This window comes from Rhodobacter aestuarii (assembly GCF_900156655.1).
Classification (GTDB): Bacteria; Pseudomonadota; Alphaproteobacteria; order Rhodobacterales; family Rhodobacteraceae; genus Rhodobacter; species Rhodobacter aestuarii.
Map to the genome: position 1 here is coordinate 239,592 of NZ_FTOG01000001.1, position 20,431 is coordinate 260,022.

Annotated in this window: 19 protein-coding genes; 13 read left to right on the forward strand and 6 right to left on the reverse strand. The window is 60.8% G+C overall.

All coding sequences use genetic code 11. The features are described from left to right. Window positions 1-82 precede the first annotated feature (82 nt). Both BW967_RS01060 and BW967_RS01065 read left to right on the forward strand, forming a co-directional pair. Window positions 83-1,678, forward strand: coding sequence for a peptide chain release factor 3 (locus BW967_RS01060; protein ID WP_076483185.1), 1,596 nt, complete (start codon window positions 83-85; stop codon window positions 1,676-1,678). Window positions 1,679-1,910: 232 nt separating this feature from the next. Continuing rightward, the gene (locus BW967_RS01065) at window positions 1,911-2,444 is read left to right on the forward strand and encodes a hypothetical protein (protein ID WP_139327777.1); all 534 of its coding nucleotides are present in this window, start codon (window positions 1,911-1,913) and stop codon (window positions 2,442-2,444) included. Window positions 2,445-2,484: 40 nt separating this feature from the next. Here the strand turns inward: BW967_RS01065 and BW967_RS01070 are convergent, their stop codons facing one another. Then, window positions 2,485-3,645: a deoxyguanosinetriphosphate triphosphohydrolase gene (locus BW967_RS01070; protein ID WP_076483187.1), complete on the reverse strand. Its 1,161-nt coding sequence runs from the start codon at window positions 3,643-3,645 to the stop codon at window positions 2,485-2,487. Window positions 3,646-3,717: 72 nt separating this feature from the next. On the opposite strand from BW967_RS01070, the gene BW967_RS01075 reads away from it, so the two are divergent. Next, window positions 3,718-4,059, forward strand: coding sequence for a HesB/IscA family protein (locus BW967_RS01075; protein WP_076483188.1), 342 nt, complete (start codon window positions 3,718-3,720; stop codon window positions 4,057-4,059). 63 nt (window positions 4,060-4,122) lie between these two features. Further along, on the forward strand, window positions 4,123-5,730 hold the full coding sequence (locus tag BW967_RS01085) for a hypothetical protein (protein ID WP_175610406.1): 1,608 nt from the start codon (window positions 4,123-4,125) through the stop codon (window positions 5,728-5,730). Window positions 5,731-6,062: 332 nt separating this feature from the next. Here the strand turns inward: BW967_RS01085 and BW967_RS01090 are convergent, their stop codons facing one another. Then, window positions 6,063-7,058, reverse strand: a complete 996-nt coding sequence (locus tag BW967_RS01090; RefSeq protein WP_076483190.1) for a Hint domain-containing protein — start codon at window positions 7,056-7,058, stop codon at window positions 6,063-6,065. Window positions 7,059-7,206: 148 nt separating this feature from the next. On the opposite strand from BW967_RS01090, the gene BW967_RS01095 reads away from it, so the two are divergent. Next, the gene (locus BW967_RS01095; protein WP_076483191.1) at window positions 7,207-7,986 is read left to right on the forward strand and encodes an SDR family oxidoreductase; all 780 of its coding nucleotides are present in this window, start codon (window positions 7,207-7,209) and stop codon (window positions 7,984-7,986) included. A 136-nt stretch (window positions 7,987-8,122) separates the two neighbouring features. Next, on the forward strand, window positions 8,123-9,646 hold the full coding sequence (locus tag BW967_RS01100) for a hypothetical protein (RefSeq protein WP_076483192.1): 1,524 nt from the start codon (window positions 8,123-8,125) through the stop codon (window positions 9,644-9,646). Window positions 9,647-9,654: 8 nt separating this feature from the next. Here BW967_RS01100 and BW967_RS01105 read toward each other — a convergent pair whose 3' ends face one another. Genes BW967_RS01105 through ccmI form a run of 3 tightly spaced genes read right to left on the reverse strand, consistent with a single transcriptional unit; the run spans window position 9,655 to window position 11,901 of the window. Further along, complete coding sequence (locus tag BW967_RS01105; RefSeq protein WP_076483193.1) at window positions 9,655-9,885, reverse strand: DUF1289 domain-containing protein; 231 nt, start codon at window positions 9,883-9,885, stop codon at window positions 9,655-9,657. Then, window positions 9,875-10,360 (reverse strand): Holliday junction resolvase RuvX, encoded by a 486-nt coding sequence (ruvX, locus tag BW967_RS01110; RefSeq protein WP_076483194.1) that lies wholly within the window; start codon window positions 10,358-10,360, stop codon window positions 9,875-9,877. Before ruvX ends, BW967_RS01105 begins: the two co-directional genes overlap by 11 nt. After that, window positions 10,357-11,901, reverse strand: a complete 1,545-nt coding sequence (gene ccmI, locus BW967_RS01115) for a c-type cytochrome biogenesis protein CcmI (RefSeq protein ID WP_076483195.1) — start codon at window positions 11,899-11,901, stop codon at window positions 10,357-10,359. The genes ruvX and ccmI overlap by 4 nt, the downstream gene beginning before the upstream one ends. A gap of 235 nt (window positions 11,902-12,136) precedes the next feature. Here ccmI and BW967_RS01120 point away from each other — a divergent pair, with 235 nt between their 5' ends. From BW967_RS01120 to BW967_RS01150, 7 genes are all read left to right on the forward strand, one after another. Continuing rightward, entirely contained in the window at window positions 12,137-13,381 is a 1,245-nt protein-coding gene (locus BW967_RS01120; protein WP_076483196.1) for a sarcosine oxidase subunit beta family protein, read from the forward strand. 78 nt (window positions 13,382-13,459) lie between these two features. Beyond that, window positions 13,460-13,783: a sarcosine oxidase subunit delta gene (locus BW967_RS01125; RefSeq protein WP_076483197.1), complete on the forward strand. Its 324-nt coding sequence runs from the start codon at window positions 13,460-13,462 to the stop codon at window positions 13,781-13,783. Further along, window positions 13,780-16,734, forward strand: coding sequence for a sarcosine oxidase subunit alpha family protein (locus tag BW967_RS01130; protein WP_076483198.1), 2,955 nt, complete (start codon window positions 13,780-13,782; stop codon window positions 16,732-16,734). The genes BW967_RS01125 and BW967_RS01130 overlap by 4 nt, the downstream gene beginning before the upstream one ends. Further along, on the forward strand, window positions 16,727-17,278 hold the full coding sequence (locus BW967_RS01135; protein ID WP_076483199.1) for a sarcosine oxidase subunit gamma: 552 nt from the start codon (window positions 16,727-16,729) through the stop codon (window positions 17,276-17,278). The genes BW967_RS01130 and BW967_RS01135 overlap by 8 nt, the downstream gene beginning before the upstream one ends. A gap of 144 nt (window positions 17,279-17,422) precedes the next feature. Continuing rightward, window positions 17,423-17,863, forward strand: coding sequence for a hypothetical protein (locus BW967_RS01140; protein ID WP_076483200.1), 441 nt, complete (start codon window positions 17,423-17,425; stop codon window positions 17,861-17,863). Window positions 17,864-17,923: 60 nt separating this feature from the next. Then, on the forward strand, window positions 17,924-18,103 hold the full coding sequence (locus tag BW967_RS01145) for a hypothetical protein (RefSeq protein WP_076483201.1): 180 nt from the start codon (window positions 17,924-17,926) through the stop codon (window positions 18,101-18,103). Window positions 18,104-18,214: 111 nt separating this feature from the next. Beyond that, complete coding sequence (locus tag BW967_RS01150; protein ID WP_076483202.1) at window positions 18,215-18,814, forward strand: superoxide dismutase; 600 nt, start codon at window positions 18,215-18,217, stop codon at window positions 18,812-18,814. Between the two features lie 94 nt (window positions 18,815-18,908). Here BW967_RS01150 and BW967_RS01155 read toward each other — a convergent pair whose 3' ends face one another. Next, window positions 18,909-20,273, reverse strand: coding sequence for a tryptophanase (locus BW967_RS01155; RefSeq protein WP_076483203.1), 1,365 nt, complete (start codon window positions 20,271-20,273; stop codon window positions 18,909-18,911). Window positions 20,274-20,431 lie beyond the last annotated feature (158 nt).

Sequence of the window (20,431 nt, forward strand, 5' to 3'; positions counted from 1 at the left end):
TCAAAGCAAAGGCCCAATTGTGACAGCTTTTGCGAGAATCGGCCCCATTGCCCCGCGCGCGGCCTTGCGGTAAAGGCGCGCCATGAGCAACGCACCCGTCCTCCCGCCCGAAATCGCCCGCCGTCGGACCTTCGCGATCATCTCGCACCCCGACGCAGGCAAGACCACGCTGACCGAAAAGTTCCTGCTTTTCGGGGGCGCGATCCAAATGGCGGGTCAGGTGCGGGCCAAAGGCGAGGCGCGGCGCACGCGTTCGGACTTTATGAAGCTCGAACAAGACCGGGGCATCTCGGTTTCCGCCTCGGCGATGAGCTTTGAGTTCCGCAACTATCGCTTCAACCTTGTCGACACCCCCGGCCACAGCGACTTTTCCGAAGACACTTATCGCACGCTCACAGCCGTTGATGCCGCGATCATGGTGATTGACGGGGCGAAAGGGGTGGAAAGCCAGACGCGGAAGCTGTTTGAGGTCTGCCGTCTGCGCGATCTGCCGATCTTGACCTTCTGTAACAAGATGGACCGCGAAAGCCGCGACACGTTCGAGATCATCGACGAGATCCAAGAAAACCTCGCCATTGATGTGGCGCCCGCCAGCTGGCCGATCGGGCAGGGGCGCGACTTTCTGGGCTGCTATGACATTTTGCACGACCGTCTTGAATTGATGGACCGGGCGGACCGCAACAAGGTCGCCGAAAGCATCAAGATCGAGGGGTTGGATGACCCGAAACTGGCCGAGCATGTGCCCGCCGAACAACTCGCGCAATTGCGCGAAGAGTTGGAAATGGCGCGTGAGCTTTTGCCCAAATTCGACCGGCAAAGCTTTCTTGAAGGGCATCTGACGCCGATCTGGTTTGGTTCGGCGATCAACAGCTTTGGCGTGAAAGAATTGATGGACGGCATGGGGGAATATGGTCCCGAGCCGCAGCCGCAACGCGCCGCCGAACGCCAGATTTCGGCGGAGGAGAAAAAGGTCACCGGTTTCGTCTTTAAAGTGCAGGCGAATATGGACCCTAAGCACCGCGACCGGGTGGCTTTTGTGCGCCTTGCTTCGGGCCATTTTACCCGTGGCATGAAGGTGATGCATGTGCGCACCGGCAAACCAATGGCCGTTTCCAACCCGGTTCTGTTTTTGGCGGCGGACCGCGAATTGGCCGAAGAGGCATGGGCCGGCGATATCATCGGCATCCCGAACCACGGCCAGTTGCGCATCGGCGACGCGCTGACTGAGGGCGAGAAGCTGCGCTTCACCGGCATCCCGTCCTTTGCGCCGGAACTGTTGCAATCGGTCCGCTCGACCGACCCGATGAAGGGCAAGCATCTTGAAAAGGCGCTGATGCAATTCGCCGAAGAAGGCGCGGCCAAGGTGTTCAAGCCCGCCATCGGCTCGGGCTTCATTGTTGGTGTGGTGGGCGCTTTGCAATTTGACGTGCTCGCCAGCCGGATCGAGATCGAATACGGCATCCCCGTGCGCTTTGAGCCCTCGCAATTCACCTCGGCGCGCTGGGTGCAGGGGCCAAAGGATCTGGTCGAAAAGCTCGTCAACGTGAACAAGCAGCACATCGCCCATGACCATGATGGCGACATTGTCTTCTTGACCCGCCTGCAATGGGACATCGACCGCGTGACCCGCGACTATGAAGGCGTGAAGCTGAGCGCGACGAAGGAAATGATGCAGTAGGGCAGGGCGTCACGGAATTTTTTCCTGACTGCCTTATTTTCTATATTTAGACCGTGCAAGAGTGGGGCCAATTAAAGGGGCGTCATATCGCCTTATTTTATTCATGGCGCTTCTGTGTATTGGTGCACGCGACGCGGTCCTGTTTTAGGGTGACAGATTTATGCTTAAGGCGTTACGGGATTTGGTTCAGGCCTGTTTGTTGAGCGAAAGTATTCGGCGAGCGGATGTTGATGTGATGTTGTGTCTTGCGGAATCCGATCCAGAAGCATTGCCGCCGCGCGTTTTGGCACTTTTGCATGAATTTGAGACACAGTTTGATCGCAATCCGGCGGAGCGGAGTGAATACCTCCTGCGATTGTCGCGGATGCTGGAAACGGCGCATGCGCTTTTGCGCCGCCACAGTGCGCTTTATCTGACGCCGCGCTTTTCCATGGTTGAACAGGTGCAAGCGCGCGCAAAAGACCTTTGTGAACAGTTGCGCTTGCATGTTCAGCAGTTGCCGTGGCTGGATCAGCGCCATCGTCGTCGCTTGCTCGACCGGATCGCCGCTTGCGAGTTGGAGGTGATGCGCGACCTAGGCGTTCTGGATGTGATCCGGGGCGGCAGCGCCGATCTTGACGAGGTTTTCACCGCCCTGCATTGCGAAGATGCGCAACTGCGTGCCTTGATGAGCGAACTGGAAAGACTTGCGCGCGACGCGACCTTTGAGGTTGCGGTGCTGGACCCTGTCACGCTGCCGCCGCAAGACTTGCCATCCCTGGCTTGAGAAAGGCGCGGTTTTCGGACGCGCCTTTCGCTGGCGGGATTTAGGCGCTTTCCACCAGCCGCGTGTATTCCTGAATCGCGAACCGATCCGTCATGCCCGCAACGTAATCCAGCACCACGCGGGCAATCTCGGTCCGGCCTTCTTCATTGCCTTTCGCAAGCGCCTTTGCCACATCGTCTTGCCAATCATCTGGCAACAGCTCGGGGCGCTCCAAAAACAGCGGGAAGAGCGCATTGACCATCCCCGTCACCCGTTTGCGTTCCACCACGACGGTCGGCGCGCGATACATGCGGGTGAAAAGGAAGCTCTTGATCGCTTTGATGTTTTGATAAAGCGGTTTGGAGAAGCGAATGATCGGCCCTTGCATATTGCGGATGTCATCAACCGATTGCGGCTGCAACGCCTCCAGCCGGTTGCGCGCCACCGCGATCACATCTTCCACCATCACCCCAAAGACGCGCCGCAGGGCCTCGTGCCGCCGCCGCATCGGGTCCAGCCCGGGGTAAAGCTTATCCACCGTGGCGAAGCACTCCCCCAGCACCGGCAGTTCGCACAGATCGGCTTCGGTAAAGAGCCCCGCACGCAGGCCATCATGCAGGTCGTGGTGGTTGTAGGCGCAATCATCGGCCACCGCCGCCACCTGCGCTTCAGCCGAAGCATTGGTGCCAAGCTCCAAATCCCACATCCCGTTCACGCCCGCCAAAGCATAGTTCCACGGCGGCTCCACCGGGCCATTGTGCTTGGCGATGCCCTCAAGCGTTTCCCATGTCAGGTTCAGCCCGTCAAAATCGGCGTAATGGCGCTCCAGCTTTGTCACAATGCGTAAAGCTTGGGCATTGTGATCAAAACCGCCATAGGGCTCCATCAAAAGCGCCAAAGCATCTTCGCCGGTATGCCCAAAGGGCGGATGGCCCAAATCATGCGCCAAAGCCACCGCCTCGGCCAGATCGGTGTTGAGCCCCAACGCCCCCGCAATCGTGCGCGCCACCTGTGCGACCTCAATCGTATGGGTCAGCCGGGTGCGGTAATAATCGCCCTCATGTTCCACAAAAACTTGGGTTTTATGCTTGAGCCGACGAAACGCCGAGGAATGGATGATCCGGTCCCGGTCGCGCTGAAACGGGGTGCGAAAGGTCGAATAGCTTTCCTCATGAAGCCGCCCCCGGCTTGCTTGCGGTTGGCACGCATAGGGTTGCAGCATCCTTCACCTCGCCTTGTCGTGGGCCCATGTCCTTCCTATACTTATAGTCAGCCCAACGACAGGTTCCAGCCCATGCTTTTGCCCCCCAAAGTGACCCCCCGCGCCTTTGAACGCCTTGCCGCCATCAATGCCAAAGAGCCCGCGCCCAAAGCTTTGCGCGTGGCGGTGGAGGGCGGCGGCTGCTCTGGCTTTCAATATGATCTGAAACTGGAGGCGACAGCGGCCGAGGATGATATCGTGATCGCGGGCGAGGGCGATTTGGCCGCGCAAAAAGTGCTGATCGACCCGGTCAGCCTGCCGTTTTTGCAAGATGCGGTGATTGATTACACGCAAGAACTGATCGGCGCGCGGTTTGTGGTGCAAAACCCGAATGCGACAAGTTCTTGCGGCTGTGGCATTTCGTTCTCCATGTAACGCCCCGCTTGCCCCAAAGCCCAACCCCCGCCAAACTTGACCCAAGCGGCAAGGGGCGGGCGGATGGTTCGGGCGAGTGAAATACGGGACGAAAAAACGCTGATAGCGTGGCTGGGCGCGCAGCCAAGGAAAACGCGGCAGCGCGAGGCTGTGGCGCTTGCCCATCGCGCGGCGATGCGGGTTTTACCGCTGCTCGTGTCAAGCTTGGGGGAGTATTGGGCGCGCAAACGTGATGTGACAGCCCTACCAGTTTTGCGCTGTGCTTTGATCTCCGGCGCCTATATGGGGCACCCGGCCCCGGATATCAAAAAGGCCGCCGCCGCCGCCGACTCCGCCGCCGCCGCCGACTCCGTCGCCGACTCCGCCGTCGACTCCTCCGTCGCCGACTCCGCCGCCGCCGCCGTCTACTCCGCCGACTCCGCCTCCGCCGCCTACTCCTCCGCCGCCTACTCCTCCGTCGCCGCCTCCGCCGCCGCCGCCGCCTACTCCGCTGACTCCGCCGCCTACTCCGCCGCCGCCGCCTACTCCTCCGCCGCCGCGGCATGGAAGGCGCTGCGGCAGGATGCCGCTGCGATCGAGGCGGGGGACTTGCCGCTCTCCGCCCCTCTTTGGGCCGATCAAGCACCAGATTGGTTTCAGAAGGCATGGCAAGCTGCCCAAGGCTGGTTTGCTACAAACCCCGGTCATGATTTCTGGCTCCGCTGGTATGAAGCCGCGCTTGCGGGCCGCCCGCTAACCGGGGATTGGGAAAGCCACGCGCAGCTTTTGACCGATATTGCGCTGATTGCGGATGAGGACTGGAAAAAGGGTGCGGAGCATGTCGCGGGGCTGATTGCGGAGATTGAGGCGCGGTATCAGCCCTCTGATTATAGTGGCAATCAGCCTTCGGAGGCGCAGCGTCTCTCTGATGCGCTTCCGTTAGAAGAACAGATCGAAGTCAATCCGGAGACTGGTTTGTACCGTTCTGTTCTGCGCCCGGTTGAGAACCCGGTCTTGATCAGTACGCTGCTAGATCGCTTGGGGGACACCCTTGAAGATGCACTAGGTGAGCGGAACTGCATCACGCGTGACTCACGCGAAGCTCGGGTGATCACGCGTGCGTTGGAGCGGTACCGAGACAATCCTCAGCGTCTCGAATCTGACTTCGCTGATTTGGTCGCGAATATGCGGAGGCAATTCGAGAAGGATGGTTTTCCTGATTATGGGGATTGCCGCGCACTCTTGAATGCGTTGGAAGAAATCGTTTTGGCGCTGCGAGCCAACCATCCCGGAGTTGCAGCCAACCGCCAAGCAATTGCCGCGCAAAAGATCGCTGAACTCGAAAAAGAAGATCGTGAGCTTATCAAAGCTGCTGAGCCGATACTGGCCGAGATAAGCGAACTCGAGTTGGCCGATGAATTTAGAGAAGATATTGCGGAGATTCTCGCCCCACGGCTGCCTGGGGTGTCGCGCATTGAGCCAGGGGGCAAAATGCCTCCTTTGCCAGGGGAAGTCAGGGTGTTTTCGCGTGTGGCGAAAATTTCTTTGGCTGGGCGGTTTGAAGAAGTGTGTTTGAAAATTGATTCCGATCCCAAATACAAAGGCGTTCGAATTGCGACGACTGCGGCTTCTGCAGCGGAGATCATTTATCGCGTCATCGCATTGGGGCTAAAGCTTTTCGGCGTGCTCTAACCCCTTGGCGCGGGCGACCAGCCCGGGCCGCGCCCGACCCCGTGGGGCTTCGACCGTTCGGTGCTGAAAACGCTCCACTGGAGCGTTTTCCGGGCGCACCTCACCCCACATGGGCGGGCGCATTGCAGCGTTTCAAACAGAACTGACGGCCCAGTTGTTGGCCCCATAAAGTGCCCAGCACATCTGTTCCAAAGCGCTCCCCCCGGATCAGGGGCGGCCCGCACCGCACACCCCAAGCCTTCCCCATTCACCTTGGCACAAATATCTGCGGGGTGAATTGGGCGCAGCCCAAGAGGGGGCGGCGAGCCCCCTGCGCGGCCTCCCAAGCGCCTTCAGTCTTTTTTGCGAAACAGCGCTTCGCGGCCCACCATATCCAGCAGGTCTTTGCCCGCCTCGGTGCCGAAATGGGGCGTGTGGGTCAGATCGGGCAGGCGGGCGCGGATTTCGGCGGTAAGCTCCTCGGGCATCAGGCTCAGCGTCGCCTCGCTCACCTGCAGGCTTTCGACGGGCACGCCTTCGGCATAGACGATCTCGTGATGGTCAAAGACCAGCGCATAGTAATCGACATAGCCGCCCTCGCGCCGCCAGACATGCTCGCCATCGACAAGGTGCTTTGCCTGCACCAAAATCTCGGCGGTGTCGCCCAGCCGCCGCTCGCCGCGCCGATAGAGAAACACCCGGTGATGCGGCGCGACGACCAGATCGCTTTCATTGCCCAAAGTGCCCGCCGAAATCACCACCGGCGCAAAGCTGCCCAAAGCGCGGAGCGTGGTTTTGGCCACAAGCCGCACCGGTTGCGGGCCGTTGTCGCGGGTCAGCACGCGCTCGCCGGGGGTGAGCGTCTCAATCGGCCGCTGCGCGCCGCCCGCCATGGTGATCAGCGTGCCGGTGGTAAAGGCAATGCAGACAAGGTCAGACAGCCGCACATCGCCCGGATCGTCGGTCGCTTCCAAGAGCGTGTAATCCACCCGCGGGATGATCGGCGAAAGCGGCAGTGCATAGAACTGATGCGCCTCTTCGTGGTGGATCAGCAAAATATCGACCGTATCGCCCTCGGGCGTGATCATCACATGCCGCGCCACAAGGCGGATTTGCTCGCCCGCTTGGCCCACCTCTGAGCCCGGGCAAATGATCTGCCCGGCGTCTGGGTCGGCAGAGAGCAGCAGCCGCAGCGGTTTGGCATCGCGGTCGAGTTGATAAACGTCGCCCGGTTCGCTGAGTGCCGCAAGGTCCAGCGCATCGCCATGATTGGCGCCCGAGGTGACCCAGATCAGGTCCGCCTCATAAACATGGACAACCTGCGGCGGCAGGTGGGGCGAGGAAGTCATGGCTGCTCCAACACGTCAGGCACGGTGCCTTTGGCGGTGTTTCGTCTGTTTCGGTTAATCAGCGCCTGCCCATAGGTCAAGATAAACCGGCTTTCGGGGTGGACGCGGGGGCGCGGCGGCTTAGTTGGGGCGCAAACAGGAGGGATCAATGGATCTGGGATTGAGCGGAAAACGCGCGCTTGTCTGTGCGGGCTCCAAGGGGCTGGGGCGCGGCTGCGCGGAGGCTTTGGCGGCAGCGGGTGTTGAAATTGTGCTCAATGCGCGTGGGGCAGAGGCGCTGGAGAAAACCGCGGCTGAAATCGCGGCAACCTATGGCGTGCCGGTTACGCCCGTGGCGGCCGATATCACCACGCCCGAGGGCCGCGCCAAGGTGCTTGAGGTCGCAGGCGCTGTGGACATTTTGGTCAATAACGCTGGTGGCCCGCCTGCCGGGGTCTGGACAGACTGGGATCACGCCGATTTTCTGGCCGCGATCGAGGCGAATATGCTCTCCCCCATCGCGCTGATGCAGGCGCTTGTGCCCGGTATGCAGGCGCGCGGCTGGGGGCGGGTGGTCAACATCACCTCGGCGGCGGTGAAAGCGCCGATTGCACAGCTTGGCCTTTCCAATACCGCGCGCACCGGGCTCACGGGGTTTGTTGCGGGGATGGCGCGGCAGGTGGCGGGCTCGGGCGTGACGGTGAACAACCTGTTGCCCGGCATTCACGCGACCGACCGGATGGTGACGCTCGATGGTCCGGTGGCGAAAGCCGAAGGGATCAGCCTCGAGGAAGCCGCCGCCAAACGCGCCGCTGCGATCCCGGCGGGGCGCTATGGATCGCCGGCGGATTTCGGCGCGGTCTGTGCCTTCCTGTGTTCCGCGCAGGCCAGCTTCATCGTCGGGCAAAACATCTTGGTCGATGGCGGGGCTGCAAATCAAACGATTTGAGACAGTTTGGGGCGGCAAAACCGCCCCTATGCCTTTCGTTTAACGCCGTCTTGGGGTTTCCTATGGGGCGCGTCTCGCTGAAATATCCATAATCCGTCGCCCTATGCGCCTCAGTCCGGTTTCAAAAGATTTGGCAATGAAAACGTCTCGGCTTCTCTTCGTTGGCGCGTTTGGTGCGCTTCTGTCGCTCGCGCTGAGCATTGCCTATTTGCGCCTTGGATTTGCGCAGGTTGACGGGCGCTTTTTGCCCGATGACACCTATTATACGCTTTCCATCGCGCGGAACCTGTTTGAAGGCCGGGGCCTTAGCACGGATGGAATTATTCAGACCTCCGGCTTGCAGCCGCTGATCGTGTTGTTTGAACTGCCGCTGTTTTTGCTGTTTTCGGACCCGAAAACGCTGGTGCTCGGGGCGGTGGTTGTCTCGGCGGGCTTTGGTGCGCTGACGGCGGCCTTGGCGGGGATGCTGGCCACACGCGAAAGCCGCACGCTTTGGCCGGGTCTCGTAACGGCGGCACTGGTTGCGGTGTCGCCCGGGCTTTCTGGCAACGCACTCAATGGGCTGGAAACCTCGCTCGCGGCTGCGCTTCTGCTCTGGGTGCTTTGGCTGGTGCAGGGGACGGACGGGCAGGGGTCTTTTGCGCGTGCCGCAATCATTGGTGGCGTTGCGGGCGCGGCACTTTTGGCGCGGATTGACAGTGTGCTTTTCCTGCTGCCAGCCGGGCTTTGGGGGCTTTCCCGGCTTGGGGTCTTGCGCACCGCAGTCGTGGCCTTTGTGGCGGCGGTCGTTGTGCTGCCTTGGGTGCTTTACTGCCTGCGCTTCGGCGCACCAGTGCCCGAAAGTGGCGCCGCAGTGCGCCAAATTGTGGAGTTTCATCACACGATTGAAAAACTTGGCCCGATGATGGGGCTCAACCGAATTGGGATCGCCCTTGATACGCTGCTTTCAGATCGTGTTTTGGGGATTGGTGCCATCATCGTTCTGGGCAGCTTGTTGGCGGGGCTGGCGCAGCTTTGGCGCGCACGGGCCATGAATCTCGGTGGCGTCCTTGCGCTTTCGGGGTTGCTTTATCTGGGGTTCTATCTGTTCTATTTGCCCGCCTTTTGGTTCTTTGATCGCTATTTGAACCCGGTTTTGCTGTTTTCGACGATCTTGCTGGTCCTCACCTTTGCCGCGCAGGTGGAGGCGCGCGCAGGGCGGGTCGTTGGTGCGCTTGCGCTTGGGGGTGTTTTGATCGCGATCAGTGCCTCAACCCATCTGCGCGTGCTTTCCAACCCGATGATGCTGCGCACAGATCGGGGGTACACGCGGCAGGTGGAAGGGATTTTGGACCAGCTTCCCGCAGACGCGGTCTTGGCGGCGATGCAATCCGGAGCCTTGGGATGGTGGGCGGAAAGTGCGCCCTATGCGGAAAAGCACATCCGGGTCATCAATCTTGATGGCGTTGTGAACCGTGCCGCGAAAGAGGCGATTGGGGCGCATCGGTTGGGCGATTATCTCGCGCAGATTGAGGCGACCCATTTTGCCGATTGGCCCACAAACGTTTTGATGCTGAACACCTATCTGGGGGCCGCGCCAAAGGTGCGTCTGGGCGATAAGGTCTTCTCAGGTCATCTCGGCGATAGCTTCGATCTGTATATGGTGGTTCCGGGCGCGTAAGCGCCCCCTTACTCGCTCTGCCGGGCTGCGCGCCCACCGCGGCGTTTGGCAAGGCGTGGCGCGCGGGCTGGCAGCTCTGCCATAATCGCGCGGCGTTCTTCGGGCGAAAGCACCGACCATTGGCCGATTTCGTCCAAACTGCGGTAGCATCCGATGCAAATCCGTTCCTCGCGGTGGATTTGACACAGCTTCACGCAGGGGCTTTGAATCTCGTCACGTTTCCAGACGTCATCCGTCATTGGCCTGTCTCCGAAGGTGCCCGAGCCGGTCGAGCGCGCCTTGCAAGATAAAGCCCGCAGCCACATGGTCCACCAATTCGGCGCGACGTTTTCGAGATAAATCCGCCTCAAGCATCGCGCGTTCGGCCGCGACGGTCGACAAACGCTCATCCCAAAAGGCAATCGGCAGGGGGGTGAGCTTTTCAAGGTTACGCGCAAAGGCGCGGGTGGATTGCGCGCGCGGGCCCTCGGAGCCATCCATATTCATTGGCAGACCGAGCACCAGCCCGACAATTTCGCGCTCCTCCACGATCTTCAAAAGCTCCGCCGCATCGAGCGTGAACTTTTGCCGCCGGATGGTGCGCAAGGGCGTGGAGATTGAGCGCAACCCGTCAGAGATAGAGACCCCAAGTGTCTTGGTGCCAAGGTCAAGCCCCGCCAAACCGCCAATGCGGGGCAGGGCGGTGGCAAACTCTTCGATGCTAGCACAGATCATTCGCTTACCCCGGCGGATTTGGCAGCGGCCTCAAGCGCGGCAAGGGCTTGCGCATCCTCGGCCAAGGCGGCACGGGCTTTGGCGAGCATCTCTTTCGCCTCATCCGTTTTGCCGATGGTGGAGAGCGCGCCAATCGCGCGAGTCCATTCCTCCACGCTGCCGCCTTCTTCGTTAAGGCGGGTCACGAGGCGCTCGACCATGCCTTCGATCATCGCTTGTCGATCCTCGGCGCTCATTTCGCCTGCGGCTTGCACCTGCTCGGCGCTTGGGCCGGGCATCATCGGCGCGGCGGGGGCGGGGTCTTCCACTTTTTCGCCCAAAGGTGTGGCGGCAGCGGCCTCGATCCGCGCAAGATCTTCGGCGCGGTTGGCGAATTTCTCGCGTGCCTCGCCAGCGATGGCCCCGGCACGCTCCGCCTCGCCAATGATCCGCAAAGACGAGATCAGTTTTTCCCAATCGTCGATCGTGCCGCCTTCATTGGCCATCCGCGCATTGAGCGCCTCGACCATGCCGCGCACCATTTGCGCGCGCTCTGCCGGAGGCATATCTTGCGCGGCGGCCAAATCTTCGGCGGTCGGGCCGCGCGGCACCGGCATCGGTGCGGTGTAATCATCCTCGCCCGCCAGCCATGCAAGCGCGTCGATATTTTGCATGATCAGCGGCACCCAAGGATCTTCGGGGGCCGAGACGCGCAAAGCTGCATCCCACAGCCGAAACGCACGGTCTGGGCGCTGGTTTTGCCCCATCATCAGACCAAGGTAGAAAAGCGCGCGCGCATTGGTGCGGTCTTTGTCGAGCGCGGTGGCAAAGGCGGCTTCGGTCTCGGGGGTAATGATGCCTTGGCCTGCCGCGATGAACATGAACTCGCCCAGACGCGCGTAATCTTCTGCGGTGGCGCTGTCGCCTTTGAGCGCGATCAGCCGCCGTTGTGCCTCCCATCCGGCATGATAATTGCCGACCTGCATCTCGTTCACGGCGAGAAGGTCAAGCCCGCGAATATCGTTGGGGCGATCTTGCACGGCTTTGCGCAGGCGCTCCATAAGTTCTTGGAACTCTTGCGGAACCTCCGGCGTCGGGCCGCGCTCGGCCAAGGCGACCTTTTCCGCCTCTTCTTGCGAGGGGCGGCTTGTGTAGCTGTCATTGGCCGCCGCAATGCGCTTCGCCATCGGCTCATCGGGCATGCCATTTGCCCCCAGCCAATCATAAAGGAAGAAGGTGCCCGCAAGGGCGGCAACCACAATCCCAGCCATCGCAACGGTCAACCCGCGCGGCGCTTGCCCGCCCGCTTGCACCATTGCGGCTTGCGCGGCGCGATCTGCTTCGAGCAGGCGGCGCGAGATTTCGATTTTCAGCCGATCCGCCTCTTCTGGCGCCAGCACGCCGCGCGCGCGGTCTTTTTCCACCTCGGCCAATTGCGTGCGATACACCTGCATATCTTGCACGGCAGCGGGCACCTCGGCCCCGCGCGGGCGCAACAGCGTGATCGCAAGGGCAAAGGCGATGGCAGCCACCAAAGTGGCGCAGATGATCCAGAACAGCATCGGGTCTCCTCTTCTCCGCTTTCCCCTTAGCGGTTTCGAACCGTTCCAGAAAGAGCCAAGCGCGCGGGGCGCTCCTCACAGCCCCGTTCCTCACAGCCTCGTGTTCATGCTGCACGTGCAATGTCGCTTTTTTCTCTCGGATGCCGCTTGAGGGGGGCTTTCGGGGGGCAGGGAGGTTCATCTAAGAAAAAACATGCGACAGAGTCGCCACTGCTTCCCAACCCAGAGAGGGCCGATGAGACGTTATTCGATCTTCGCCGTTGCGCGCGAGGCGCTGCGCTACCATTCCGGATGGGAAAAGGCCTGGGCATCGCCTGAACCGAAAAAACGCTATGACGTGATCATCGTCGGCGCGGGTGGCCACGGGCTGGCCACGGCTTACTACCTTGGCAAGGTGCATGGCATCACCAATGTGGCCATCATCGAAAAGGGCTGGCTTGGCGGCGGTAACACGGGCCGCAATACCACGATCATCCGCTCGAACTATCTGCAAGATCCGTCGGCGGCGATCTATGAAAAGGCGCGTTCGCTTTACGAAGAGCTGAGCGCTGACCTGAACTACAACGTAATGTTCAGCCCGCGCGGCCTTTTGATGCTGGCGCAGTCCGAACATGAGATGCGCGGCTACAAGCGCACCGTCTATGCCAACAACCTGCAAGGCGTCGAAACCCGCTGGATCGAACGCGATGAGGTCAAAAGCCTCGTGCCGATCCTGAACATCGACGGGCCGCGCTACCCGGTTCTGGGCGCGCTTTATCAAGAACGCGGTGGCACCGCGCGCCACGATGCGGTGGCTTGGGGCTATGCCCGCAAATGCTCGGCAATGGGCATGGATATCATCCAAAACTGCGAAGTGACCGGCGTGCGCACCGCGCGCGGCAAGGTTGTGGGCGTGAACACCACCAAAGGTGAGATCGATTGCAACAAGCTCGCCATGGTCGTTGCCGGCCATTCGAGCGTTCTGGCCGAAATGGCGGGCTTCCGTCTGCCGATCGAATCCGCCGCGCTGCAAGCTTGGGTGTCTGAGCCGATCAAACCGACCATTGACGTGGTGGTGATGGCGAACCTCGTGCACGGCTACATGTCGCAATCCGACAAGGGCGAATTGGTCATTGGCGGCGGCACCGACGGGTTCAACAACTACACCCAACGCGGCTCGTGGCACCATGTCGAGCAAACGACCCGTGCCTTGGTGGAAACCTTCCCGGTGATCTCGCGGCTCAAGATGCTGCGCCAATGGGGTGGCATTGTGGACATGACCGGCGACCGCTCGCCGATCCTGTCGAAAACCCCGGTCGAGGGCATCTATGTCAACTGCGGCTGGGGCACCGGCGGCTTCAAGGCGATCCCGGGTTCGGGCTATGCGATGGCGGAACTTGTCGCCAAAGAATATTCGCCCTTGGCCGCCGATTTCAGCCTCAAACGCTTCAAAGAAGGCCAGTTCATCGACGAGAGCGTTGCCGCCGGGGTGGCGCACTGATGCTGTGCTGCAACCCGACTTCTTTCCACTTTGCCGGGGCGCAAAACCCGGCGCGCGTCATCAAGAAGGCCCGCTGACATGCTGACACTCACCTGCCCCTGTTGCGGCGTGACCGTCGAGGAGACCGAATTGGCCCCCGGCGGCGAGGCGCATCTGAAACGCTTTGGCCCCGGCTCGTCGGACGAAGAGTTTGAAACCTATATGTTCGCCCGCAAAAACCCCAAAGGCGTGCATTTTGAGCGCTGGCGCCATGCCTATGGCTGCGGCAAGTGGTTTTTGACCGCGCGCTGCACTGCCACGCTTGAGGTTTTTGGCTCCTATCCGGCGCAAACGACCGAACCCCCCGCCGAGCTGATTGCCAAAATCAAAGAAAAACGCCCCGGTTGGGAGGGCTACAAATGAGCCAACGTCTGAAAACGGGCGGCCGTCTGATTGACCGCTCGAAGGAACTGACCTTCACCTTCAACCATTCCCGCTACAAAGGCTATGAGGGCGACACGCTTGCCTCGGCGCTGCTCGGGGCTGGCAAATCGCTGTTGGGCCGCTCGTTCAAATATCACCGCGCGCGTGGGCTTGTGGCCTCGGGCGTGGAAGAGCCGAACGTGCTGTTGAACCTCGGCAAAGGCGACCGGCTGGAGCCCGATCAGCGCGCCACCACCACCGAGCTGTTCAACGGTGCTGTGGCTTCGAGCCAAAACCACTGGCCGACGCTCGCTTTCGATGTGGGCGCGATCAACGACTACGCCTATCGGATGCTGCCCGCGGGCTTTTACTACAAGACCTTCATGGTCTCCACTTGGGCGTGGCACAAACTCTTTGAGCCGATCGTACGGCAAGCGGCGGGCCTTGGCGCTGCGCCGACCAAAGCCGACGCGGACCGCTATGAACAAGCCTATGCCTATTGCGACGTGCTGGTTGCGGGCGGCGGTGTTGCAGGCCTGATGGCGGCGCTGAAAGCGGCGGCAGAGGGCAAACGCGTTCTCGTAGCCGAGCAAACCGCGCATTGGGGCGGGCGTGCGCCTGTCGATGGCGGTGAGATCGACGGCATGGACCCCGAGGCTTGGGTGAAGAAAACCCTCGAAGCCCTTGGCAAGATGGACAATGTCCGTCTGATGACCCGTACGATGGTGGCGGGGCTTCATGACCACGGCTATGCGATCCTTTACGAACGTGTGGCTGACCACACCCCGGGTGATGGCCGTCCGCGCCACCGGTTGTGGCGTGTCCGCGCGGGCCTGACCAAAGTGGCTTCGGGCGCGATTGAACGCCCGCTGGCGTTTGCGGGCAACGATGTGCCGGGCGTCATGCTCGCCTCTGCCGTGCGCGATTATATCGTCAACTGGGCGGTTTCTCCGGGCAAGGAAATCGTGGTTGTGACCAACAACGACGATGCCTATCGCACCGCGCTTTGTGCGCTCGATGCCGGGCAAAAAGTCGTTGCCGTGATCGACGCGCGCGAAATGGCCAATGGCCCGCTCGTGCAGGCGGTCAAAGAGCGTGGCGTGAAAGTGCTTGAAGGCCATGCGATCTCCAAAGTGCGCGGCAAGTCGGGCGTTGTGGCGGTGGAAATCTGCCGTCAAAACGGCACCGGCAGCGTTGAAGATGTGCTGGGCTGCGATTGTGTGGCGATGTCGGGCGGTTGGTCGCCGGTCGTGCACCTTTATTCGCATTCGGGCGGCAAGGTGATGTGGGATGAAGCGGGCGCGATGTTCCGCCCCGATCCGGCCCGTCCGCCGGTGGGCGACAAAGGCCAGCCGATTGCCGAAGTGGTCGGTTCCGCCAATGGCGCGCTGACGCTTACCGCGCTTTGCGCCGAGGCTGGCATTGCAGGTGGTGCGGAAGAAGAACACCCGATCACCCCGGTTTGGATCATGCCCGCCAAGGCTGGCAATGATCTCAAATTCAAATCCTTCCTCGACTTCCAAAACGACGTGAAGGTTTCGGACGTGCAATTGGCCGCCCGCGAAGGCTATGCCTCGGTTGAGCATACCAAGCGCTATACCACGCTTGGGATGGCCACCGATCAAGGTAAGCTCAGCAATATCAACGGTCTGGCCGTGCTTTCTGATGCGCTTGGCCAAGCCATTCCGCAAACCGGCACCACCACCTTCCGCCCGCCCTACACGCCGATCTCCTTCGGCGCGGTCACCGGCGAAGCGCGCGGCGAAATTTTCCAACCGCTGCGCAAAACGCCGATGCATGGCTGGCACGAAGCGCATGGCGTGCATTGGGAGCCGGTGGGCCTGTGGCGCCGCCCCTATACCTACCCGCGTGCGGGCGAGGGGCATCGCGACAGTGTCAACCGCGAGATCGTCAACACCCGCACCAATGTGGGCCTGCTTGACGCTTCGACGCTCGGCAAAATCGTCGTCAAAGGGCCCGATGCCGGCAAATTCCTCGACATGATGTATACCAACATGATGTCGACCCTGCCGGTCGGTAAATGCCGCTATGGTCTGATGTGCTCGGACAACGGCTTCCTGATCGACGATGGTGTTGTCGTGCGTCTGGCCGAAGACACTTGGCTGTGCCACACCACCTCGGGTGGGGCGGATCACATCCACGGCCATATGGAAGATTGGCTGCAATGCGAATGGTGGGATTGGAAGGTCTATACCGCCAACCTGACCGAGCAATATGCGCAAATCGCCGTGGTCGGCCCGAAAGCGCGCAAGCTGCTTGAGAAACTCGGCGGGATGGATGTCTCGAAAGAGGCGCTGCCCTTCATGACCTTCAAAGAAGGCGAGCTTGGTGGCTTCCCGGTGCGGATCTACCGGATTTCGTTCTCGGGCGAGTTGTCCTATGAAATCGCGGTCCCCGCGAATATGGGCCTCGCGCTTTGGGAAAAACTGAACGAGGCCGGGGCCGAGTTCAGCGCCATGCCTTACGGTACCGAAGCTCTGCACGTGATGCGCGCCGAAAAAGGCTTCATCATGATCGGTGACGAAACCGATGGCACGGTGATCCCGCAAGACCTCAACCTTGGCTGGGCGATTTCCAAGAAGAAGGAAGACTTCCTTGGCAAGCGCGCGCAACTGCGCACCCATATGGCCGACCCGGATCGGTGGCGGCTTGTGGGGCTTGAAACGCTTGATGGCACGGTGCTGCCCGATGGCGTTTATGCCGTGGATCAAGGCGTGAACGAGAACAACCAGCGCAACGTGCAAGGCCGCGTGACCTCCACCTATTATTCGCCGATGCTGAAAAAAGGCATCGCGATGGGTCTGGTGAAACACGGGCCGGAGCGGATGGGCGAAGTGCTTGATTTCCCCGCCGACAATGGCGTGGTGCTCCAAGCGCGGATCGTCGATCCGGTGTTCTACGACAAAGCAGGGGAGAAAGCCGATGTCTAAGGCCGTTTCTGCACTGAACGGGCAATCCCACACCGGCTTTGCCACTGTCACCGAGGCGGGTCTGAAGGGCATGGTCACCCTGCGCGCTGATTTGGACTCCAAGGCACTTGCCAAAGGGCTCAAGGCGCTGGGGCTTAAAGTCCCGGCACAACGCGCCATCGTGACCGAAGGCGCCCGCTCGGTCGCTTGGATGAGCCCGGATGAGCTTTTGGTTCTGTGCGGCTATGAAGAAGCCGCACAAGTCACCGCTGATCTGGAACAGGCTTTGGCCAAGGAACATGCGCTTGTGACCAATGTGTCGGATGCCCGCGCGATGTTCACCGTTTCAGGCGCCAAAGGCGATGAAGTGCTGATGAAGCTCTGCCCCATCGACTTTGAAACCCTTGAAGCGGGCGAGATGCGCCGCTCGCGTGCCGCCCAAGTGGCCGCCGCCGTCTGGCGCTCGGGCCCCGAAGAACTCAGCGTGATCTGCTTCCGTTCGGTGGCCGGTTACATGATGGGCCTTTTGGAGGTTTCGTCGCGCAAAGGTGGCGAGATCTACTAAGCCGGGCAGGGGGCTTCCCCCTGTTTTCAAACGAGTGTCGGGTGAAAATCACTCGGGCAAGGATTGGGGGGCTTTGCCCCCCTTTTTGCTTGCGCGTCCCAAAGGCGGGTGGAACAAAGGCCGCGCACTTTGTTGGAGTATTCGATGTTTAAGCCCATTTTCGCGTGTGTTGCTGTGCTTGCCTGCCTTGCGTCACCTGCATTTTCCAAATCACCGCGCCCGAGCTTCAAAGCACCGCCCGGCGGCAAGCTGATCAGTTGTACGATGACCCAGCGCCCGCGCGGGAACTGGATTCAGCCTGAGATTTTTGTGGTGGTCGATAAGTCTGGCAAGACCGTGGCCTATGATCCCGTCATTGCGCATGTGCATGGGCAACCTGTCACCGCACGCATCACCGTCGATAACGCCCGTCGGACAACCTATGCTTGGACCGTCAAGGGGGCGCGTGACAGCGGCAGCCAATATGCGCCCTACCTCGATTACAAACTCACCATCGTCAAAGTGACGAACCGCGCTAGCCTGTCGATGATCCCCCGCGGCTTTTCCAATACCTTCCGCGGCGAAGGGGCCTGCCGCGAAGAATAAGGCTGCGACATTGCAACTCCCCCCGTTTCACGCGACACTATGTGAAACGGGAGACCACTCATGGACTATTCAAAATCAGGCGGCGTGAAGCCGGGCCAAAACGCGCCGCGTCACGCCGAGCACAATGCCAAAGGCTCGGCCAAGAACCCCTTTGGCAAGGGCGCGGACAAGGCGGATCTGCTGGCCCGGATGAAGGCGGCAGCCGAGGCGCGCAAGACCACAGAAGACGACATCGGCTAATGTGCACCTAGGGCCCGAGGGCTGTGCAGAATTTATCCGCTGCTTGCCCTTGACCTTGGCGCTTTCGGTGCTTCATTTAGTCGCAACAGAACCGAAAAAAGGATCAATCCAATGGCTTTTGAACTTCCCGATCTTCCCTATGCCCATGATGCGCTTGCTGGTCTGGGCATGTCGGCGGAAACGCTCGAATACCACCACGACCTGCACCACAAAGCCTATGTCGATAACGGCAATAAGCTGATCGCGGGCACAGAATGGGAAGGCAAATCGGTCGAAGAGATCGTCAAAGGCACCTATGCCGCGGGCGCCGTGGCGCAATCGGGCATTTTCAACAACGCGTCGCAGCATTGGAACCACGCCCAGTTTTGGGAAATGATGGGGCCGGGCGGCAAAGTGATGCCGGGCGAGCTGGAAAAAGCGCTGGTCGAAAGCTTCGGCTCGGTTGAGAAATTCAAAGAAGACTTCGCCGCTGCGGGCGCCGCGCAATTCGGCTCGGGCTGGGCGTGGCTGGTGAAAGACACCGATGGCGCGCTGAAAGTCACCAAGACCGAAAACGGCGTGAACCCGCTGTGCTTTGGCCAAACCGCTTTGCTTGGCTGCGACGTGTGGGAGCACAGCTATTACATCGACTTCCGCAACAAGCGCCCGGCCTACCTCACCAACTTCCTCGACAAGCTGGTGAACTGGGAAAACGTCGCCTCGCGTCTCTGAGGCACCGAAATAACCTCCGGAAAGACGAAACCGGCCCCTTTGGGGGCCGGTTTTATTTTGTGTCGCTCCGTAAGCCTTGGCCCGGTTCCCGCCCTTAAAGCTTTTCGAACCGGCAGGTGAAGTGGCGCATCAGCTTCGGCTCTTTCACGATCTTATAGCCGCGCAGGCTGTCTTTCGCGGCTACCACCTCTTCAAAGGCCTCGACGATGTAATCGGCATGGCTTTGCGTATAGGTGCGGCGCGGGAAGGCAAGGCGCACCAAATCCATCGCGGCGGGCTTTTCAGACCCATCGGGCTGGCGGCCAAACATCGCGGTGCCAATCTCACAAGAGCGGATGCCCGCAATTTCATAAAGCGCCACGGCCAAAGCCTGACCGGGGTATTGCAGCGGCGGAATATGGTCGAGCCACGCGCGCGCATCAATAAAGACCGCATGCCCGCCCGCCGGTTTCACCACCGGAATGCCCATCGCATCGAGCCGTTCCACGATGTATTCATTGGTGCGGATGCGGTAGCGCAGATAATCTTCTTCCACGATCTCGCTCAGACCTTGTGCCAGCGCATCCAAATCGCGCCCCGCAAGTCCGCCATAGGTCACAAATCCCTCGGTGCGGATCAGGTGCCCGCGCGCTTGCTCGGCCAGATCATCATCATTGAGCGCGAGCCAGCCACCAATATTGCCAAACGCGTCTTTCTTGGCCGACATCGTCATGCCATCGGCCACGGCAAAGCAATCGCGCACGATCTCGGGGATGGTGCGATCGGCTTGCCCCTCTTCGCGGCATTTGATGAACCACGCGTTTTCGGCAAAGCGGCAGCCATCAATGATGAAGGGCTTGCCAAAGCGATGCGCAAGCGCGGCCACACCGCGAATGTTTTCAAGGCTGACCGGCTGGCCGCCGCCCGCATTGTTGGTGATGGTCAGCATCACCACCGGCACGGCATCACCATGCTCTTGCAGGTAAGCTTCGAGCTTGTCCAGATCCATATTGCCTTTAAACGGATGCAGGCTTTGCGGGTCTTTGCCCTCGGCAATCACAAGGTCATCGCCTTGCGCGCCCGAAGCCTCGATATTGCCGCGCGTGGTGTCAAAATGGGTGTTCGACGGGATGCATTTGCCCGCGCCCCCAAAGATCGAAAACAAGATCGCTTCCGCCGCACGGCCTTGGTGGGTGGGGATCACATGTTTGAACGGCATCAGGTTCTTCACCGCCGCTTCAAAGCGGGTGAAGCTGGGCGAGCCGGCATAGCTTTCATCGCCGCGCATCACCGCCGCCCATTGGTGCGAAGACATCGCGCCAGTGCCGGAATCGGTGAGAAGGTCAATCAGCACATCGTCGGAATGCAGACCAAACAGGTTATAGCCAACCTCCGCCAGCATCCGCTCACGCTCGGGGCGCGAGGTCAGGCGGATCGGCTCAACCGATTTGATGCGAAAGGGTTCGATGATTGTTTTCATCACGGGGCTCCTGAAATCGACCCCGTCAGACTCGTGGCAACCATTGCACGATGGGGCCGAAGCGCCGCGGTTGCCCGGATATAGCCGGACCGCGCTCAGCGCCCAAAGGGGTTGCGGGGTGAAAAATGCCACCCGGCGCAGCTTTGGTCAAGTCGCGC

What these genes read in the sequence shown, in the direction of transcription:
- ccmI (WP_076483195.1), bottom strand. Translation starts at nt 11,901, where the DNA reads ATGCTGTTCTGGATCATCTGCGCCACTTTGGTGGCTGCCATCGCCTTT.
- BW967_RS01095 (WP_076483191.1), top strand. Translation starts at nt 7,207, where the DNA reads ATGGATCTGGGATTGAGCGGAAAACGCGCGCTTGTCTGTGCGGGCTCC.
- BW967_RS01125 (WP_076483197.1), top strand. Translation starts at nt 13,460, where the DNA reads ATGCTGACACTCACCTGCCCCTGTTGCGGCGTGACCGTCGAGGAGACC.
- BW967_RS01155 (WP_076483203.1), bottom strand. Translation starts at nt 20,273, where the DNA reads ATGAAAACAATCATCGAACCCTTTCGCATCAAATCGGTTGAGCCGATC.
- BW967_RS01100 (WP_076483192.1), top strand. Translation starts at nt 8,123, where the DNA reads ATGAAAACGTCTCGGCTTCTCTTCGTTGGCGCGTTTGGTGCGCTTCTG.
- BW967_RS01120 (WP_076483196.1), top strand. Translation starts at nt 12,137, where the DNA reads ATGAGACGTTATTCGATCTTCGCCGTTGCGCGCGAGGCGCTGCGCTAC.
- BW967_RS01135 (WP_076483199.1), top strand. Translation starts at nt 16,727, where the DNA reads ATGTCTAAGGCCGTTTCTGCACTGAACGGGCAATCCCACACCGGCTTT.
- BW967_RS01090 (WP_076483190.1), bottom strand. Translation starts at nt 7,058, where the DNA reads ATGACTTCCTCGCCCCACCTGCCGCCGCAGGTTGTCCATGTTTATGAG.
- BW967_RS01140 (WP_076483200.1), top strand. Translation starts at nt 17,423, where the DNA reads ATGTTTAAGCCCATTTTCGCGTGTGTTGCTGTGCTTGCCTGCCTTGCG.
- BW967_RS01075 (WP_076483188.1), top strand. Translation starts at nt 3,718, where the DNA reads ATGCTTTTGCCCCCCAAAGTGACCCCCCGCGCCTTTGAACGCCTTGCC.
- ruvX (WP_076483194.1), bottom strand. Translation starts at nt 10,360, where the DNA reads ATGATCTGTGCTAGCATCGAAGAGTTTGCCACCGCCCTGCCCCGCATT.
- BW967_RS01085 (WP_175610406.1), top strand. Translation starts at nt 4,123, where the DNA reads ATGGTTCGGGCGAGTGAAATACGGGACGAAAAAACGCTGATAGCGTGG.
- BW967_RS01105 (WP_076483193.1), bottom strand. Translation starts at nt 9,885, where the DNA reads ATGACGGATGACGTCTGGAAACGTGACGAGATTCAAAGCCCCTGCGTG.
- BW967_RS01060 (WP_076483185.1), top strand. Translation starts at nt 83, where the DNA reads ATGAGCAACGCACCCGTCCTCCCGCCCGAAATCGCCCGCCGTCGGACC.
- BW967_RS01070 (WP_076483187.1), bottom strand. Translation starts at nt 3,645, where the DNA reads ATGCTGCAACCCTATGCGTGCCAACCGCAAGCAAGCCGGGGGCGGCTT.
- BW967_RS01145 (WP_076483201.1), top strand. Translation starts at nt 17,924, where the DNA reads ATGGACTATTCAAAATCAGGCGGCGTGAAGCCGGGCCAAAACGCGCCG.
- BW967_RS01130 (WP_076483198.1), top strand. Translation starts at nt 13,780, where the DNA reads ATGAGCCAACGTCTGAAAACGGGCGGCCGTCTGATTGACCGCTCGAAG.
- BW967_RS01150 (WP_076483202.1), top strand. Translation starts at nt 18,215, where the DNA reads ATGGCTTTTGAACTTCCCGATCTTCCCTATGCCCATGATGCGCTTGCT.